Genomic DNA, 17,660 nt, shown 5'->3' with positions numbered 1-17,660 from the left:
ATAGGAGGCGTTGCCGGTTTGCTGAACGCGATCCAAGAAACGATGTTGTCTCCCCTTGACGTTTTCGAAGATTTGGAATCCTCGGTGCGAAGTTACATCCGAAGTTTTCCCACGGTCTTTACACGAGCGCGCGGTTCACGCATGTGGGATCTTCAGAACCGTGTGTATATTGACTTCTTTGCTGGTGCAGGCGCGCTGAATTACGGGCACAATCACCCGCGAATGAAGGAAAAGCTGTTGGACTACGTGGCGAGCGACGGCATCGCCCACAGCCTCGACATGGGAACAGAGGCGAAGGCGCGGTTTTTGGAACAGTTTCAGCAGGTGATTCTCGAACCGCGGGGGCTGACCTACAAGGTCATGTTTCCCGGCCCGACCGGCACGAACGCGGTGGAGAGCGCGCTGAAACTGGCACGCAAGGCCACGGGCAGAACCACCGTCGTGAACTTCACCAACGCGTTTCACGGCATGACCCTCGGTTCGCTGGCCGTCACAGGCAACAAGTTCAAGCGCGGCGGCGCGGGCGTGCCGCTGTCGAACGTGGTGACGATGCCCTACGACGGCTACTTCGAAGGCGGCCTGGATTCGGTCGATTACCTGGAACAACTGCTTGCTGACGGGGGCAGCGGCATCTCCCGCCCGGCTGCAATCATTCTCGAAACCGTTCAGGGGGAAGGCGGCGTCAACGTAGCCAGCGCGGCGTGGCTGCGAAAAGTCGAGAAGCTTTGCAGACGGATGGGCATCGTCCTCATCGTCGACGACATCCAGGTTGGGTGCGGACGTACAGGCGCCTTCTTCAGCTTTGAGGATGCCGGGCTCAAGCCGGACATTGTGTGCCTGTCGAAATCCATCAGCGGCTACGGCCTCCCCATGGCCCTGACGCTCATCAAACCAGAGCTTGACGTTTGGGATCCCGGTGAACATAACGGCACCTTCCGCGGCCACAACCTGGCCTTTGTGACCGCAACGGAGGCCCTGTCGTTTTGGCGGAACGACACCCTCGAACAGGAGATCCGCCTCAAAGGCAAGCGCGTCCGGGCGAGGCTCGAACGATGGACGGTCAAGTATCCGGGCCTGAAGGCGAAGGTGCGCGGCCGGGGGCTGATTTTGGGGCTCGTCTGCGGGGACCCAGAAAAAGCAAAGCAAATTTCCGCAGCGGCGTTTGAGCGCGGTCTCATCATTGAAACGGCGGGTCCCGATGACGAAGTTGTCAAGCTGCTGCCGCCGCTGACGATTGACCCCAGCACCCTGGACGAAGGACTGCAGATTTTGGAGGACAGCATCGAACACGTCCTGTAACCCCGGCCAACCGGCCGCGGTGCAAACATTGGGAGCCAACGGTGAATTTGTGTCGTCACGACTGTTGTACATCCAACGGGAGGGGATCCATCCATGATTGTCAGACAACTGCAGGACATCCAGGGCACCGATCGCGACGTACATGCGGAGACGTGGTCCAGCCGCAGGTTGATTTTGCGAGACGACAACGTGGGTTTTTCGCTGCACGACACGATTATGAAAGCCGGCACCGACACGATGATGTGGTACAAAAACCACATTGAGGCCGTGTACTGCATCGAAGGCGAAGGGGAAATCGAGGATTTGCAGACCGGTGAGGTCCACTCGATTCGCCCAGGCACGATGTATCTCTTGAACAATCACGACCAGCACCGGGTGCGGCCGAAAACCGACTTGCGCCTGGTGTGTGTGTTCAACCCGCCGTGCACCGGACGGGAAGTCCATGGCCCGGATGGCGCCTATCCGCTGTCAACTTGACGGGTGAAGGCCAGAACGGTGAAAGGAGTGTGACTTGTGCAACAGACCATCGTGCCAGACGTCTATCCATCGCGTGTCCACGACCGTCCCTCCATCGAAGCGCGCAAGGACCCGGTCGTGTACCGCAGCAACGGGCTGGCGGCGGACGGTCCGCTCACGGCGGACCAGCTCGCCCAGTACGAACGGGACGGGTTTCTGATGCTGGAAAACTTGTTTACACAAACCGAAGTGGAGCAGATGCGCGCGGAGATGGCGCGGGTGTTGGAGGAGAACGAAGGCAGCCATTCACAAGCGGTCATTCGTGAGCCGGAGAGCGAAGAGGTGCGGTCGGTGTTCGCGATCCACGAAACGGACACAGCCTTCAACCGCATCTCGCGCGACAGCAGGCTGCTCGACCGCGCACGCCAGCTCCTTGACAGTGAGGTGTATGTGCACCAGTCGCGCATCAACTTCAAGCCTGGCTTCGAAGGAAAGGAGTTCTACTGGCACTCCGACTTCGAAACGTGGCATGTGGAAGACGGCATGCCGCGGATGCGGGCGGTCAGTTTCTCCATCCTGCTGGACGACAACCTCCCCTTCAACGGCTCGCTGATGCTGGTGCCAGGGTCGCACAAGCACTTCATCTCGTGTGTGGGCAAGACACCGGAGGACCACTACAAGCAGTCCCTGCGCCGCCAGGAGGTGGGGGTGCCGGACCGCGGCAGCCTGACCTGGCTGGTCGATCGCTACGGCCTGCAAATGCCGAGCGCCAAGGCCGGGTCGGTCTTGATGTTCGAGTGCAACACGATGCACGGTTCCAACAGCAACATTACCCCGCTGCCTCGCCGCAACGTTTTTGTTGTCTACAACAGTGTCGAGAATGCCTTGCAGCCGCCCTATTCCGGCGGTAAGCCGAGGCCCGGTTTCGTGGCGGCCCGCAAGCCGGAACTGGTGGTGCGATGAAACGATGGATTCTGTTCCGGGAGGGAAGTCGATGAGCGTCCGCATCCTCAAATTTGGCGGTACCTCCGTTGCGTCCCCGCAAGCGCGCGCCGCAGCCGTGCAGCATGTGAAGCGGACACTCGAGCAAGGCGTTCCTGCCGTCGTGGTCGTGTCGGCGATGGGGCGATCCGGCGACCCCTACGCCACCGATACGCTCTTGTCGCTGGTCGGGCCGGACGCCGCGGTTTCCGCCAGAGAACTGGACGTCCTGATGGCGTGCGGAGAGACGATTTCCGCCGTTGTCTTTGCAAACTTGCTGTGCGAACACGGCGTGCAGGCGACAGCGCTGAACGGGCAGCAGGCGGGCATCATGACGGATGACCGCCACGGAGATGCTTCCATTCTCGGCGTCAATCCTGCGCGGATTGAATCAGAACTCGCAAAGGGGTGTGTCCCGGTTGTCACGGGGTTCCAGGGGTACAGTCCGTCCGGGGAGATCACGACGCTCGGCCGCGGCGGAAGCGACACGACGGCGGCCGCACTCGGTGTCGCGCTGGAGGCAGAGGCGGTGGATATTTACACCGACGTGGCTGGTGTGATGACGGCGGACCCCCGCATCGTTCCAGACGCGCAAAAGCTGCCCAACTTAAGCTATCAGGAAATGTACCAATTTGCATTGCAAGGTGCGAAGGTCGTACACCCCCGGGCGGTGGAACTGGCGATGCAAAAGGGGGTGCCGATGTATGTTCGATGCACGACGTCGACGGACAGCGGCACCCTCATCGGCCACGCCGACGGCCCGCTGGAAGGCGGCCGGACGCTGGCGCGCCCTGTCATTGGCGTGACCCAGCAGAGCGACGTCGCCCGTTTGATGGTGGAGTCGGTCGGGCACCGGTGTGGAGAAATCCTCGACGGCTTGGCGCGCTGCGGGCTGGATGTGGACTGGATTGCGTCCGACCCGGGGCAGTTCTCGTGCGTCATCGGGGAGAAACACGCGCAGGTCGTGCAGGAACGCCTGCAGCCGAGTGGTCTCCGGGTCGAGGTCACCTGCGGCTTTGCCAAGGTGGTCGTCGTCGGCGGCGTCGCGTCCGACACCGTCGTGCTGGCGCAAGTGGCACAGGTGCTGGCGGACGAAGGCATCGAGATGGTCCAGACGGGGCATTTGTCCCACGGACTTGGGGTTCTCGTCCAGCAGTCCCAGATGAAGCAGGCCGTTGGCGCCCTCCACGCTGCCTTTGACCTCGGCAGCACCGGGTGGGGCCCGCGCGCGGCTGCACACACGGAGGAAGCGGCGATGCCGTTGTCCGCCGTGCCGGCGGGCTGAAGATGGTTCGTTGAAGGGAGCGCCCACACGGACGGGAGCGCCCCACATGGAAGGGAGCGCCCCACATGGCGCCGTCTCGCAGGCCGAAAAAGGCTTGCGGGGCGGCATTTTGTCGTTGAACGCATGCCAGGAGGCGTACGTCCTGTGTGGTGTGGTAACCTGAAGACGAAGGAGCGTGGGTTTCATGAGCGACGACTTGATTGTGCACACCACGTCCGGCCCGGTGCGCGGCTTCCAGGCCGGTGACGTGTGTGTTTGGAAGGGTGTCCCCTTCGCGAAACCACCCGTTGGCAATCTTCGTTTTCAGGCGCCGCAGCCGCCGGATCGCTGGACCGAACCGCGCGACGCCCGTTCGTTTGGTCCAGCTTCCCTGCAGGTGGAGAACCCCGTGCTGTCCAGCGTCGCAGGCAGAGGCAAGCTCCCGCAGAGTGAAGACTGTCTGTATCTGAACGTCTGGTCCAAGGGAGCGGATGACAAACGCCGGCCGGTGATGGTGTGGATTCACGGGGGCTCCTACCTCACCGGGTCGGGCGCGATCGCCTGGTACGACGGTGCCGCGTTCGCCAAAAACGGCGACGTGGTGGTCGTGACCATCAACTATCGGCTGGGAGCGCTCGGCTATCTGTACCTCGGAGATCTGTTCGGCGAAGCGTACGCAGCCAGCGGAAACCTGGGCCTGCTTGATCAGATCGCGGCCCTGCAGTGGGTTCACGACAACATCGCGGCGTTCGGCGGTGATCCATCGCGGGTGACCATCTTCGGAGAATCGGCCGGGGCGGGCAGTGTCGGTGCCCTGTTGGCCGCACCTGCCGCAAAAGGGCTGTTCCATCGGGCCATCCTGCAGAGCGGCTCGGGGCGCCTGGGCATCCGGACGCGTGCTTCTGCCACCGAAGTGGCCAAACGCGTCCTCGACAAGGTCGGCGTTGCGCCTGGCGACGTTTCGGCACTCCACGCCGTACCCGCCGAGCGTTTTGCCGAAGTCGGTGCGAGCCTGGGGGCGGGATTGCCGTTTGGGCCGGTGATGGACGGCGTGGTTCTCCCCGACTTCCCGCCGAGCGCACTGGCTGCGGGCGCGGCCCGCGACATTCCCGTGATGATTGGCGTCAACCTGGACGAGTACCGCCTGTTTACATCGTACGATCCCGCTTGGCAATCCGGCGATGAAGCCGCGCTTCGCAGCAAGCTGCAGTCGCTGCTGGGGCCTTTGCCGGACGCCATCATCGATTTCTATCTGAATGAAGTGCCCGGCGAATCCACCTACGATCGGCTGATGAAATTGGGCACGTACCGCGTGTTTGTGCGCGGGATGCTGCAGACAGCGGACCTCCAGGCCCAGCAGGGGGCACCCGTTTGGGCCTACCGGTTTGACTGGAAGTCCACCGCATTTGGCGGCAAGCTTGGTGCATGTCATGCACTGGAAATCCCATTCGTGTTCAATAACCTTCACCAGCTCGGCGTCGAACGCTTCACCGGCGACGCCCCAGACCGCCAGCCCATCGCAGACCACATGCACCTGGCCTGGATCGCGTTCGCCCACAATGGCGATCCCAACGATTTCACCGGGGTCCCACAGGCCGCGACAGCGGGCGGCGGGGCAGTGCGCGGTGGTGCGGAGTCTGGCGGGGCGGGGGTGCCGAGTGGAGCAGAGCGCAGCGGGGCAGGGTTGCCGAGTGGAGCAGAGCGCAGCGGGGCAGGGTTGCCGAGTGGAGTAGAGCGCAGCGGGGCAGGGTTGCCGAGTGGAGCAGAGCGCAGCGGGGCAGGGTTGCCGATTGGAGTAGAGCGCAGCGGGGCAGGGTTGCCGCACTGGCCGCGCTACACCCTCGACAAGCGGGAGTTACTCGTGTTTGGGTCGGATCCCCATGTGGAACAGGACCCCTATGCGCCCGAGCGAGCTGCCTGGGAGCGGTTTGTCGGCGAAGCGTAAGGAGTAAAACTTGCCCCGCCATCGCACGTTTCGCACGGTGGCGACGCAGTTGAGAGCGGCGGCGGGGCCGGGGTGGTCTAGGAGTGGCCGGGGGGCTGGGGCCGCCCGGCTGGAGCTGCCCGGCTGGGGCGTTAAGGTAGGAAAGACGCCTTAAGCGCCAGGAGCTCGCCGGTCCGCCGGGGCAGTAGGGCACGAAAGGCGCCTAAAGTGCCAGGATAGCGCCCGCCCGTCGGGGCAGTAAGGCACGAAAGGCGCCTTAAGCGCCAGGAGCGCACCCGGCTGTCGGGGCAGTAGGGCACGAAAGGCGCCCTAAGCATCGGGATCTCGCCCGTCCGTCGGGGCAGTAAGGCACGAAAGGCGCCTTAAGCGCCGGAGGCCAGGCCGTCCGCCGGGGCAGTAGGGCACGAAAGGCGCCCTAAGCATCGGGATCGCGCCGGTCCGTCGAGGCAGTAGGGCACGAAAGGCGCCTTAAGCGCCAGGATCTCGCCGGTCCGCCGGGGCAGTAGGGCACGAAAGGCGCCTTAAGCGCCGGAGGCCAGGCCGTCCGTCGGGGCAGTAAGGCACGAAAGGCGCCTTAAGCGCCGGAGGCCAGGCCGTCCGTCGGGGCAGTAGGGCACGAAGGGCGCCTAAAGCGCCAGAGGCCAGGCCGTCCGCCGGGGCAGTAAGGCACGAAAGGCGCCTAAAGTGCCAGGATAGCGCCCGCCCGCCGGGGCAGTAGGGCACGAAAGGCGCCCTAAGCGTCGGGATCGCGCCCGTCCACCGGGGCAGTAGGGCACGAAAGGCGCCTAAAGTGCCAGGATCTCGCCCGTCCGCCGGGGCAGTAGGGCACGAAAGGCGCCTTAAGCATCGGGATCGCGCCCGTCCACCGGGGCAGTAGGGCACGAAAGGCGCCTTAAGCGCCGGAGGCCAGGCCGGCTGTCGGGGCAGTAGGGCACGAAAGGCGCCCTAAGTGCCAGGATAGCGCCCGTCCGTCGGCGCAGTAAGGCACGAAAGGCGCCTTAAGCATCGGAGGCCAGGCGGTCCGTCGGGGCAGTAGGGCACGAAAGGTGCCTTAAGCGCCGGAGGCCAGCCCGCCCGCCGGGGCAGTAGGGCACGAAAGGCGCCCTAAGCGCCGGAGGCCAGGCCGCCCGCCGGGGCAGTAGGGCACGAAAGGTGCCTTAAGCGCCGGAGGCCAAGGCCGCCCGCACCCGGCCCGTCACTCGCCCCTATCGCGTCCCGCCCCCAACCTCCCAGCCTCACTGCCTCCCCGCCCCGTCACTCGCCCCTATCGCGCCCGGCCCCATTGCACCACGCCACAGCGTCGGCTATGTCCGGTTTCGCAGCCCTGGGATGACAAAATAGCAAATGGAGACGAGGATGCAGAGGGCCGCGAAGGCGTAGAACCCCAGTCGTTGATCCGGCTGCAGTAAGGCGTACCCAGTCAGAAACAAAATGAACACCAGCGTGAGGATGCTGGAGATGGGCTGGCCAAACGCGAGCGAAGAGATGTGCACGCCGCCAAGGCCGCCCCGCTGTTTGCGGCCCAGTTCGCCCAGTTCGCGCCGCTTGACTTCCTCGCCCGCCTGGCGTTCGCCGCTCTGCCGTTTTTTGTGGCGCCGCCAAGAGAGAAATGCCCAGAGAATCATGAACCAGTTCAAAAAGGTCAGGAAGCTGGATGCGCTGATCAAAAAATTGTAGACGTTCGCCGGGAGCAGGTAGGAAATCAGGATGGTTGCGCCGACGGCGAAGGTTGTGATGGCGAGTGCGCCGTAGGGGGCGCGCTGTCCTTTGCGATCCAAGACGAATCGCGGTGCCTGATGGACCTCCCCCAGGCCGTGTAAAATCTGGTTGGCGGAGAAGACCGATCCGGCCATCACACTGAACGACGCGATAAGAATAATGAGATTGAATACGTCGCCCAGGACGGGGATGCCTGTGGCCTGCAGCGCCATCACGAACGGGCTGTTGGATGTGCTGATTTGCTGCCAGGGAAGGACGAACAGCAGCAGCAAGATGGAGACGATGTAGAGGACTGTCAGGCCGAGCACCGTGATCCACGCGGCTTTGGAAATGTCCTTTGGATTGCGCATTTCTGTCGTTGCGGTGGCGAATACGCCGATGCCTGCGTAGGCAAAAATCACCACCAGCATGGACTGGAACAATCCGGACGCCCCAGTGGGGAAGAAGCCGCCCGGCCCCGTACCGAACCGCCCGCGGGCCGCTCCGCTGCTGCCAAGCAGTCCGCCGGCCGCCCCGCCGCTGGACGCGTGGATGAGCAAAATTCCGATGCACAAAATAAACCCGACCAGCGCGCCGATTTTCATGATGCTCATCACAGATTCCACACGGTCAAAGTTGCGAACTCCGAAGGCATTGATGGCGATCACGATGGCTGCATACACCGCGGTCAGCGCCCATGAGGGCAGAAACCGGATCCACAGGTGTGAGAAGATGGACATCGCCACCGACTCGCTCGCGATGGTGAGGATGCTCGCGATGTAGTACGTCCAACCTTCCAGAAACCCGGCATAGACACCAATGTACCGCTCGGCGTAAGTCATGAAGGCCCCGGGCTCGGGGTCGTCGATGGCCATCGACGCGAGTGCACCGGTCACCTGCGCCATGACGAGCGCACCAATGAGAAACGCGAGCAGCACGGCGGGACCGGCTGTGCGAATGGGCAGACCCGCACCCAGGAAGAACCCCGCGCCGATGATCCCGCCGACGCCGATGAGAACCAGACCGGGGACACCGAGTGAGCCCGGGCGGCCCGTCCCTGAGCTGCCGCCGGACATGAGGCGGCCCACCGAGCGTTGCTGTTTGACGGGTTGCCCTGTCGTTCGTAGCATTGCATGACCTCCCATCGGGCATCACAACCCTAGCTATCGGATAGCCTGTGACAGCGGCGCGGGATTCATGCGCGGGATTCATGCGCGTGCTGCGCCGCCCGTTCGGCCGCGCGCCAGTCCGATGGGCAGCGCACGATCTTTCACTTGCATAACGTAACAGTGTTATGTTATGGTTTGAACGAAGAGGGGGTGCGATGGGTGGACGCAGACCTAATCTCCAAAAAAGAGCTGCTGGAGCTGACAGGCATCTCCTATGGGCAGCTCTATCGGTGGAAGCGAAAAAATTTGATACCGGAGGAATGGTTTATTCGCAAATCCACGTTCACGGGGCAGGAAACCTTTTTTCCGAGAGATCAAATCCTGGCTCGGATTGAACGCATCATGAGCATGAAGGACGACCATTCCCTCGACGAAATTGCCGATCAGTTTTCGCCGACACCGACGATCTTTCTTTCTGTATCGGAGTTGTTAAAACGAAACATTGTTACGAAACCGGCGATCGACCTTTATCTGGACGTCGTGCCGGGTGCCGAGGCACTGTCTTTCGACGAGATTCTGTTCACGTACGCGCTGGATTCTCTCCTGCGCAGCGGCGACATCAACCTGGACGAAGGCAAAATCGCGCTGCGCTGTCTGATCCATTGTTTTCCGGCGTTTGCGGGCAAGCCATGCGAGCTGTTCTTTGCCCGCAAGCTGGGGGTCGCCACCTGCGCGCTGTTGGGCGGAGCGGGCGAGCTCGCGTTTGAACCAGACACGAAAGTCGTCGCGATCGTCCATCTTGGCACGTTGATGGAAGAGCTGAAGTTGAAGCTGCTATAAGCGGTTTGGTCATTTCATTGGACGTGCGGGTCAATTTGCGGAGCTTGGGCAAAAGGGCACCAGGCACCGACACGAATGGAGGGAACAAGGTGCCGGAGAAAAACGAGCGAGCGTCAAACATCATCATCCATGGGCACGGAACGAGCATCGGCGGCGTGGCCGACCAGGTGACGATTCACGGACAGGGCAAGATTAAAGGCGATCTCGACTGTACCAAATTGACGATTCATGGGAACGCGACTCTGCAAGGGATGGTGAAGGCGGAGGAAATTCGCATCCACGGGAGCGGCACCGTGTTTGGACATGTTGCGGCGACCTGGGTGGATGTACATGGGCATGTGGTAGTCCGCGGCGACTGCAGTGCAGAGACCTTGAAGATGGAGGGGGTCTTCACGATTGACGGACTGCTGAACGCGGGCCAAATTGAAATTCGCACGCACGGACCCAGCCGGGTTCAGGAAATTGGCGGCGAGGTCATTCGGGTTCAGCGGGCGCGCGGGTTTCTGTTCAGCAAGCTGAAACAGATGACGGTGGACAGTATTGAGGGAGACGACATTCACCTGGAAGCGGTGAAGGCCAAAGTGGTGAGAGGCAATCAGGTGACCCTTGGCAACGGCTGCGAAATCGATCTGGTGGAGTACCGCCATCGGTTCGAGCGGCAGGGAGACGCTGTGGTCCACGAGCACCGGCAGCTCGGGAGCGGGGGGTGAGCGCGTGGCGCACAAAGAGGATGCAAAACCAAGCCTGCGCATTATGGGCACCAGTGTTTCGGCCGGCGGCGCCTACCGGCGCGTTTCCGTCATGGGTGAGGCGACGGTGGAGGGGCATCTGCACACCGACACGCTGAAGGTGATGGGCGAAATGGCGGTGACGGGGAACGTTCATGCAGCGCGCGCCCGCGTGATGGGGACTTGCGGCGTGGAAGGGACCTGGACGGGACAGGAGCTTGCACTCCTCGGGGACTTGACCGTCCGAGGGGACTGCAGCCTCGACCGGTTTCATGCGCGTGGCGTGTTCATCATCGACGGATTGCTCAGCGCCGACCGCGTCTCGATTCACCTGTACGGCTCCTCGCGTGTCGAAGAAATTGGCGGTGAGGAGATTGAAGTCCGCCGCCGCAGGCAGCTCGCCAAGTCTGCCGCCGGACATCAGCTTCGCGCGACCGTCATCGAGGGAGATTCCGTCGTGTTGGAAAACACGCTTGCCAAGGTTGTCCGGGGCAAAAACGTGATTGTCGGGCGCGGCTGTGTGATTGACGTGGTGGAGTATCAGGACACGTTCTCGCGGCGCGCTGACGCCGTGGTGGGCGAGTGCCGCCAATTGTGAGGAAGTTCGTTTGAGACAGGCGGATGAGGCAAAGGAGGACAAATTTGTGGAAGCGAAACAGACCCGGCTTGGCCTCGTGGTGACGGGGTTGCTGCTCGGCATTTTTGTGTCATCCATGGACAATACCATTGTCGCCACGGCGACGGGGAACATCGTCGCGCACCTCGGCGGGATCGACAAAATTTTGTGGATCACGGCTGGCTACCTGATGACGGAGATGTCTGGCATGCCGATTTTCGGGAAGCTCTCCGACATGTACGGCCGCAAACGGTTTTATGTGTTCGGCATCGCTGTTTTCTTGCTGGGGTCCATCCTGTGCGGGACAGCGCAAAACATGGACCAGCTGGCGCTCTACCGTGCGATTCAGGGCGTGGGCGGGGGCGCCCTGATGCCGATTGCCTTCACCATTATTTTTGACGTGGTTCCGCCGCAGCAAATGGGCAAGTTCTCAGGGATGTTCGGCGCGGTGTTCGGGGTGTCCAGCATCGTGGGGCCCTTGCTCGGGTCGTATATCACAGACCACTTCGGCTGGCGGTGGGTGTTTTATATCAATGTGCCAGCTGGCATTGTGACGCTGATTTTGGTGGCCTTCTTCTACCATGAGTCGAGGCGGCATGTGCGCCAAGTCATCGACTGGTTCGGCGTGGTCACGCTCGTCCCGGCCATCGTCTGTTTGACCTTCTCGCTGGAATTCGGCGGCAATCAATACGCCTGGAATTCGGTTCAGATCATCGGAGGGTTCCTTGCGGCGGCGTTGTTGTTCGCGGCGTTTGCCGTTGCGGAGGCAAAGGCGAAAGAACCGATTGTCTCCTTCTCGATGTTCCGCAACCGGGTCTTCGCGGGCGCCAATTTCGTCGGGGTGATGACGGGGGCCGCGTTCGTGGTGGCGGTTGTCTACATTCCCATCTACGTACAGGGCGTACGCGGCGGGTCAGCGGTGAATGCGGGCCTTGAACTGCTGCCGATGATGCTCGGTTCGTCCATCACGGCGCCCCTTGGCGGACAGTTGGCCAGCCGGCTGTCGTACCGTGCGATTTTGTTCCCGGCCTGCCTGGTGTTCAGTTTCGGCATCTATTTGCTGACGACGTTGACCCCGGACAGCAGCACCCTGCAGTTGATGGCCTACATGGCTATCGTCGGGCTCGGCATCGGGCCGTCTTTCTCGGTCGGCGGGATGGCTGCGATGAGTGAGTTTGATGCGCGCGACCGCGGTGCGGCAAGCTCCACCAATTCCTTCATCCGGGAGTTGGGGATGACCATTGGCATTGTCATTCTCGGGGTTTTGCAAAAAAACGTCTTTCAGCAGCAGCTAAAGACGCAGTTTGCGGGGATGGCAAGGGTATCGTCCAGCTTTGCCAACATGGACCCGCGTGCGATTTTGCTGCCTCAAACCCGGGCGCAGATTCCGGGCGTGATTCTCTCGAAACTCGTACACGCGCTGTCCACTTCCGTGACGCAGACGATGGTGTGGGACTTGATTCCGGCAATTCTCTCCGTTGTGCTGGTGTTTTGGATGGGCGGCGGCCGGTTTCGGCAACCAGCCACCCAGCCGGCGCAGTCGAACACGGATGCGGGGTGATGTTTATTTGCACCCCGTGCAGATTCGTGGTAGACCTGTCTGCGGATACAAATGGAACGGCTGGGTGCCGTTCCGGACAGAAGGGGTGGACTGGATGACAATCCAAGGAAAAGTAGTCGTAGTTACGGGCGCCAGCAGCGGCATTGGTGAATCCACGGCGCGTGTGCTCGCAAAAGCAGGTGCGAAGGTCGTTCTGTCTGCAAGGCGCACGGAGCGGCTCGAACAAACCGTGAGCGAGATTCGCGCAGCCGGCGGAGAGGCGGTCTACCGGACAAGCGATGTCACGTCCAAGGAACAGATGAAGTCACTGGCGGACTTTGCGGTCGAGCAGTACGGGCGTCTGGATGTGTGGGTGAACAACGCGGGGCTGATGCCCCTGTCGTATTTGAACAAGCTGAAGATTGACGAGTGGGATCGCATGATTGACGTGAACATCAAAGGGGTGCTGTACGGCATGGCGGCTGCGATTCCCATCATGGAGAAGCAAGGCGGGGGTCACATCATCAATGTGTCGTCCGTCGCCGGGCACCGTGTGGGCCTTGGCGGCGCGGTGTACAGCGGAACGAAGTTCGCAGTCCGCGCCATCACGGAAGGCCTGCGCATGGAGTTGTCGCCGACGTCCCGCATTCGCGCCACCATCATCTCGCCGGGGATGGTGGAGACAGAGCTCTTGCAGACCATCACGGACGAAGACGCGATGCAGGCGCTCAAGGCACGGGCCCCCATCCAGCAGCCGCTGCGCGGCGAGGATATCGCGAACGCCATTGCCTATGCCATCGACCAACCGGAAACGGTGTCGGTGAATGAAATTCTCATTCGCCCAACCGAGCAGGGGAGCTGACCCGAAGCACGGCGAAATACACCAAACAGGGCTGCCCGGTGCGCTTCGATGTGCACGCGGACAGCCCTCATCCTGGTTGCCTTCCGTGATGGTCTTCAGCGTTGCCGCAACAGCGTTCAATCCTCGAACAACTTCAGGTATTCCCCGTACCCTTCCTTGTCCAAATCTTCTTTCGGAATGAACCGCAATGCCGCAGAGTTGATGCAGTACCTGAGCCCCCCGGCTTCCACCGGACCGTCCTCGAACACGTGACCCAGGTGCGAATCTGCGCTGCGGCTGCGCACTTCCGTCCGGACCATCCCATGGCTGAAGTCCGTCCGTTCTTCGATTTCATCATCGTGCAGCGGCCGCGTGAAACTGGGCCAGCCGCACCCCGCGTCATACTTGTCGCGCGAAGAAAACAGGGGCTTGCCAGAGACAATGTCCACGTAGATGCCGTCGCGGTCATTGTCCCAGTATTCGTTGCGAAACGGCGGTTCCGTCGCACTGTGCTGGGTGACCTCGTACTGCAGCGGGGTCAACCTTTCTTTCAATGCCTGCTTGTCAACGGGCTTTGTGTTACCGTTCTCCACAGTGTTCCCCTCCTCGGTGCACGTACGTATTCGAACGCGAGCGTTTCGGTGCTCAACCGTTTCGAACCAGGCCGAAGGCTTCTGCAATCAGTTCAAAGGAATGGACGCGATCGGCAAATTCTGGTGCACGGATGGTCAACATCACTTCGTCTGTGTGATACCGTTTGGCCAATTCCTCAATTTGCTGTTTGACGGAGGTTTTGTCCCCCATAATCATGCGCCTGCGGTTCTCCTTGATGAGCGCCAGCTCGAACCGGCTGTACGAGTAATTTTGCGCCATCTCTATGGTTGGCGTACCCTCCGACCGCTGACCGTTGGCCAACATGACGAGCGACAGGTCGAGGGTGGAGGCGATGAGCTCCGCTTGGGCTTCCGTGTCGGCGCAGACCGTGAAGATCGCGACGCTTGCCTTCGGCTTGGCAAACAGCGGCGACGGCTGGAACCGCTCGAGGTACGCTTCAACCGCCTCGACGCCGCCGTCCCCGTTGATAAACTGGGCGAACATGAACGCGGTGCCTTGATAAGCGGCCATGTGCGCGCTCCAGTCACTGGAGCCCAGCAGCCACAGTTCCGGCACCGTATCGACAATCGGTGTGGCACGCAGGCCGGGGAAGCGGTGGTCCTCCGGCAGCGTGTCGGTCAGGTAGGATTTTAAGTCGGAAACCTGCTGTCCGTAGTCGACTTCGCGGGATTTGCCCTCCTGCAGTGCCATCGTCGAACGCGGCATGCCGCCCGGTGCGCGGCCGAGGCCGAGATCGACGCGGTTTGGGTACAGGGCTTCCAGCATTCGAAAGTTTTCCGCGACTTTATACGCGCTGTAGTGCGGCAGCATCACGCCGCCGGAGCCAATCCGGATGCGGTTTGTCTTGGCGCCGAGGTGCGAGAGCAGCACTTCCGGTGTCGACCCCGCCAACGATGGCGCGTCGTGGTGCTCGGATACCCAGAACCGGTGAAACCCAAGCTGCTCCGCCGCTTGTGCCAGGCGGACGGTCTCCTGAATGGCTTGTCGTGCAGTGCCGCCGATGGAAATCGGTGACTGGTCGAGAATACTGAGTTGCATGTGCGCCTCACCCAGTTTCCTGTGAATTTCCGCTTGGGATATAGATGGAACTCGTCATTGCTCGCCATTGATTGTATCAGCACTGTCTACGCCGGCGCAAAAGCGGCAAGGTGGTTCGTGCCTTTTTGGGCGTTTTATGGTATGATCTAAAGATTGATTCAAACAAGGAAGGATTGCCTGCATGATTCGTGTCAAGGATGTATCTGTTTCGTTCGGAAGTCGTACACTTTTCGAAAATGTCAATCTGAGTTTTGACGAGGGCAACCGGTATGGACTCATCGGAGCAAACGGCTCCGGCAAGTCCACCTTCATGAAGATTCTTGTGGGCGATGTTGAACCGTCCACCGGAACGGTCACGATTGCGCCGGGCCTCCGGGTGGGTGTGCTGCGGCAGGACCACTATCAGTATGACGACTGCCGCGTTCTCGACACGGTGATGATGGGGTACCCGGAATTGTGGGAAGTCATGCAGGAGCGGGAGCGGCTGTACGCACGCCCCGAGATGACCGAGGAAGAGGGCATGCGGGTCGGCGAGCTGGAGAGCGCCTTCGCGGAGATGGACGGCTATTCCGCCGAGTATTTCGCCGCGGAACTGCTGGAAGGCCTCGGCATCCCGGTCGAAAGACATGGGGATTTGATGAGTTCCATGATTGGCGGCTTCAAACTGCGCGTTCTGCTCGCGCAGGTGCTGTTTGGGCGCCCCGACATCCTGCTCCTCGATGAGCCGACGAACCACTTGGACCTCGACACCATTCGCTGGCTGGAACACTTTCTGCTGGACCACAAAGGGACCATGGTCATCATCTCCCACGACCGTCACTTCTTGAACACCGTGTGCACCCACATGGTCGATGTGGATTACCAGCAGATTGCCATGTTCTCCGGGAACTATGACTACTTCGTCGCGGCCAGCACGCTCGCGCGCGAACAACGGCTCGCGGAGAACGCCCGCAATCAGGCGAAAATTGCGGAGCTGCGGGAATTCGTCGCGCGCTTCTCCGCCAACAAGAGCAAGGCCAAGCAGGCGACCAGCCGGCAAAAGCAAATCGAGAAAATCGAGATCGAGGAAATCCGCCCGTCTTCCCGCGTCTCGCCGTACATCAAGTTCACGGCGAAGCAGCCGCTGGGCAAGCAAGTTGTGGCCCTTGAGGGCGTGCACAAGTCGTTTGGGGATTTACAGGTGCTGCGCGACGTCAACCTGGAAATTGGCCGCGGGGAGAAGGCGGCGGTGATTGGTCCGAACGGCATCGGCAAGACGACACTGTTGAATGTCCTCATGGGGGAACTGGCGCCGGACGCTGGCAGCGTGACCTGGGGCCAGTCTGCACAGCCGACGTATTTCACCCAGGACCACCATGAGACGATTCAAAAAGACACGACGGTGTTCGAGTGGCTGCAGCGCTTTGACCGTGAGGTCGACCAGCAGACGCTGCGCAGTATTCTGGGAAGAATGCTGTTCTCGAAAGATGAAGTGCACAAATCCACGAGCGTCTTGTCCGGCGGCGAGACGGCACGGTTGATGCTTGGCAAGATGCTGTTGCTGCAAGGGAACGTCCTGGTGCTCGACGAACCGACGAATCACCTCGATTTGGAGTCCATCGACGCGCTGTCGAACGCGCTCGCGGCGTTCGAAGGAACGGTGATCTTTGTTTCGCACGCCCGCCAACTGGTCAGCGATGTCGCCAATCGCATCATTGAACTGACGCCAGCGGGCATCCTTGACTTTAAGGGGACGTACGACGAATTTCTGGCGAAACGGGAGGCCTTGGCAAGCGCCTGATGACACAGGAAAAACAACTGACGGTTCATGAACCTGCCACGCTCCTGCCGTTCCTGTTGGCGCGGTTGTCCGGCAAGGGGCGCAACAAGGTGAAGTCGCTCTTGACGCACCGATTGGTGCTGGTCGACGGCCGGGTGGTGACCCGGCACGACCATCCCTTGCAGCCCGGGCAGACGGTGACGGTTCTGGCTGGGCGCCAAGCGGACAAGGACGCCTTGCTCGGCGTGCGGATCCTGTACGAGGACGACGACCTCATCGTGATCGACAAACCCCCGGGGCTGCTCTCCATCGCGGCCGAACCAGAGCGGGAGCGAACGGCGTATCACGTGCTGACGGCGTATGTGCAGCGGCGGGATGGGCAAGGCCGGATTTTCGTGGTGCACCGGCTCGATCGCGACACCTCAGGGGTGATGATGTTTGCCAAGCGGGAGACGATTCAGCAGCGCCTGCAGGAGAATTGGCACGAAATGGTGACCGACCGCGTGTATGTCGCCGTGGTGGAAGGCACGCTGTCACAGCCGGAGGGGCGCATCACGTCGTGGCTTAAGGAGAGCAAGACCAAAACGATGTATGTGGCGAGGCCGGGCGACGGACAGAAGGCGGTGCTTCATTACCGGGTGTTGCAGCAGGGTCCGTCGTACGCCTTGGTGGAGGTCCGGCTGGACACGGGCAGGAAGAATCAGATTCGTGTGCAGATGCAAAGCATTGGCCACAGTGTCGCGGGGGACAAACGGTACGGCGCCAGAAAGAATCCCCTCGGGCGCCTGGCGCTGCATGCGCGCGTCCTGGCGTTTCGACACCCGGTGACCGGGCAGGAAGTTCGATTTGAGACGCCGATTCCAGCATCCTTCCGGCGGCTCGTATCATCTGCTGGAGAGTAGAGAATTCTGAGGGATGGATTGATTAAGCG

14 protein-coding genes and 1 pseudogene are annotated in these 17,660 nt (G+C 61.5%); 12 read left to right on the top strand and 3 right to left on the bottom strand.

Annotated elements, in window-relative coordinates; all coding sequences use genetic code 11:
• The first annotated feature begins 42 nt into the window (after positions 1–42).
• The 5 genes from ectB (at position 43) to JI721_RS03685 (ending at position 5,945) form a co-directional block, all read left to right on the top strand.
• Complete coding sequence (gene ectB / locus JI721_RS03705; protein ID WP_274457647.1) at positions 43–1,299, top strand: diaminobutyrate--2-oxoglutarate transaminase; 1,257 nt, start codon at positions 43–45, stop codon at positions 1,297–1,299.
• 93 nt (positions 1,300–1,392) lie between these two features.
• On the top strand, positions 1,393–1,776 hold the full coding sequence (locus JI721_RS03700) for an ectoine synthase (protein ID WP_274456735.1): 384 nt from the start codon (positions 1,393–1,395) through the stop codon (positions 1,774–1,776).
• A gap of 36 nt (positions 1,777–1,812) precedes the next feature.
• Entirely contained in the window at positions 1,813–2,718 is a 906-nt protein-coding gene (gene thpD / locus JI721_RS03695) for an ectoine hydroxylase (RefSeq protein WP_274456734.1), read from the top strand.
• 31 nt (positions 2,719–2,749) lie between these two features.
• The gene (locus tag JI721_RS03690) at positions 2,750–4,021 is read left to right on the top strand and encodes an aspartate kinase (RefSeq protein WP_274456733.1); all 1,272 of its coding nucleotides are present in this window, start codon (positions 2,750–2,752) and stop codon (positions 4,019–4,021) included.
• A 184-nt stretch (positions 4,022–4,205) separates the two neighbouring features.
• Complete coding sequence (locus JI721_RS03685; RefSeq protein ID WP_274456732.1) at positions 4,206–5,945, top strand: carboxylesterase/lipase family protein; 1,740 nt, start codon at positions 4,206–4,208, stop codon at positions 5,943–5,945.
• Between the two features lie 1,304 nt (positions 5,946–7,249).
• On the opposite strand, the gene JI721_RS03680 is transcribed toward JI721_RS03685, so the two are convergent.
• On the bottom strand, positions 7,250–8,773 hold the full coding sequence (locus JI721_RS03680; protein ID WP_274456731.1) for an amino acid permease: 1,524 nt from the start codon (positions 8,771–8,773) through the stop codon (positions 7,250–7,252).
• Between the two features lie 198 nt (positions 8,774–8,971).
• Between JI721_RS03680 and JI721_RS03675 the strand changes: the two genes are divergently transcribed.
• The 5 genes from JI721_RS03675 to JI721_RS03655 all read left to right on the top strand — a co-directional run bounded on the left by JI721_RS03675 (position 8,972) and on the right by JI721_RS03655 (position 13,338).
• Positions 8,972–9,592, top strand: coding sequence for a YhbD family protein (locus tag JI721_RS03675; protein WP_274456730.1), 621 nt, complete (start codon positions 8,972–8,974; stop codon positions 9,590–9,592).
• An 89-nt stretch (positions 9,593–9,681) separates the two neighbouring features.
• Positions 9,682–10,302, top strand: a complete 621-nt coding sequence (locus JI721_RS03670; RefSeq protein WP_274456729.1) for a polymer-forming cytoskeletal protein — start codon at positions 9,682–9,684, stop codon at positions 10,300–10,302.
• Between the two features lie 4 nt (positions 10,303–10,306).
• The gene (locus JI721_RS03665; protein ID WP_274456728.1) at positions 10,307–10,918 is read left to right on the top strand and encodes a polymer-forming cytoskeletal protein; all 612 of its coding nucleotides are present in this window, start codon (positions 10,307–10,309) and stop codon (positions 10,916–10,918) included.
• A gap of 46 nt (positions 10,919–10,964) precedes the next feature.
• On the top strand, positions 10,965–12,497 hold the full coding sequence (locus tag JI721_RS03660) for an MDR family MFS transporter (RefSeq protein WP_274456727.1): 1,533 nt from the start codon (positions 10,965–10,967) through the stop codon (positions 12,495–12,497).
• 94 nt (positions 12,498–12,591) lie between these two features.
• Positions 12,592–13,338, top strand: a complete 747-nt coding sequence (locus JI721_RS03655) for an SDR family oxidoreductase (RefSeq protein WP_274456726.1) — start codon at positions 12,592–12,594, stop codon at positions 13,336–13,338.
• Positions 13,339–13,454: 116 nt separating this feature from the next.
• On the opposite strand, the pseudogene msrB reads toward JI721_RS03655, so the two are convergent.
• Both msrB and JI721_RS03645 read right to left on the bottom strand, forming a co-directional pair.
• Positions 13,455–13,883: pseudogene (gene msrB / locus JI721_RS03650) on the bottom strand (peptide-methionine (R)-S-oxide reductase MsrB); the annotation flags it as partial.
• Positions 13,884–13,962: 79 nt separating this feature from the next.
• Positions 13,963–14,970 (bottom strand): LLM class flavin-dependent oxidoreductase, encoded by a 1,008-nt coding sequence (locus tag JI721_RS03645; RefSeq protein WP_274456725.1) that lies wholly within the window; start codon positions 14,968–14,970, stop codon positions 13,963–13,965.
• Between the two features lie 181 nt (positions 14,971–15,151).
• Between JI721_RS03645 and JI721_RS03640 the strand changes: the two genes are divergently transcribed.
• Both JI721_RS03640 and JI721_RS03635 read left to right on the top strand, forming a co-directional pair.
• On the top strand, positions 15,152–16,750 hold the full coding sequence (locus JI721_RS03640; RefSeq protein WP_274456724.1) for an ABC-F family ATPase: 1,599 nt from the start codon (positions 15,152–15,154) through the stop codon (positions 16,748–16,750).
• On the top strand, positions 16,750–17,631 hold the full coding sequence (locus JI721_RS03635) for an RluA family pseudouridine synthase (RefSeq protein WP_274456723.1): 882 nt from the start codon (positions 16,750–16,752) through the stop codon (positions 17,629–17,631). Before JI721_RS03640 ends, JI721_RS03635 begins: the two co-directional genes overlap by 1 nt.
• Positions 17,632–17,660: the final 29 nt, after the last annotated feature.

It is taken from the genome of Alicyclobacillus cycloheptanicus, assembly GCF_028751525.1.
GTDB classification, from domain to species: Bacteria; Bacillota; Bacilli; order Alicyclobacillales; family Alicyclobacillaceae; genus Alicyclobacillus_L; species Alicyclobacillus_L cycloheptanicus.
This window is presented reverse-complemented; position numbering and strand designations above follow the sequence as displayed.

Bases quoted from the DNA above. Each gene is read 5' to 3' on its own strand.
- ectB (WP_274457647.1), top strand. From the start codon at position 43: ATGTTGTCTCCCCTTGACGTTTTCGAAGATTTGGAATCCTCGGTGCGA.
- JI721_RS03700 (WP_274456735.1), top strand. From the start codon at position 1,393: ATGATTGTCAGACAACTGCAGGACATCCAGGGCACCGATCGCGACGTA.
- JI721_RS03690 (WP_274456733.1), top strand. From the start codon at position 2,750: ATGAGCGTCCGCATCCTCAAATTTGGCGGTACCTCCGTTGCGTCCCCG.
- JI721_RS03685 (WP_274456732.1), top strand. From the start codon at position 4,206: ATGAGCGACGACTTGATTGTGCACACCACGTCCGGCCCGGTGCGCGGC.
- JI721_RS03680 (WP_274456731.1), bottom strand. From the start codon at position 8,773: ATGCTACGAACGACAGGGCAACCCGTCAAACAGCAACGCTCGGTGGGC.
- JI721_RS03655 (WP_274456726.1), top strand. From the start codon at position 12,592: ATGACAATCCAAGGAAAAGTAGTCGTAGTTACGGGCGCCAGCAGCGGC.
- JI721_RS03645 (WP_274456725.1), bottom strand. From the start codon at position 14,970: ATGCAACTCAGTATTCTCGACCAGTCACCGATTTCCATCGGCGGCACT.
- JI721_RS03640 (WP_274456724.1), top strand. From the start codon at position 15,152: ATGATTCGTGTCAAGGATGTATCTGTTTCGTTCGGAAGTCGTACACTT.
- JI721_RS03635 (WP_274456723.1), top strand. From the start codon at position 16,750: ATGACACAGGAAAAACAACTGACGGTTCATGAACCTGCCACGCTCCTG.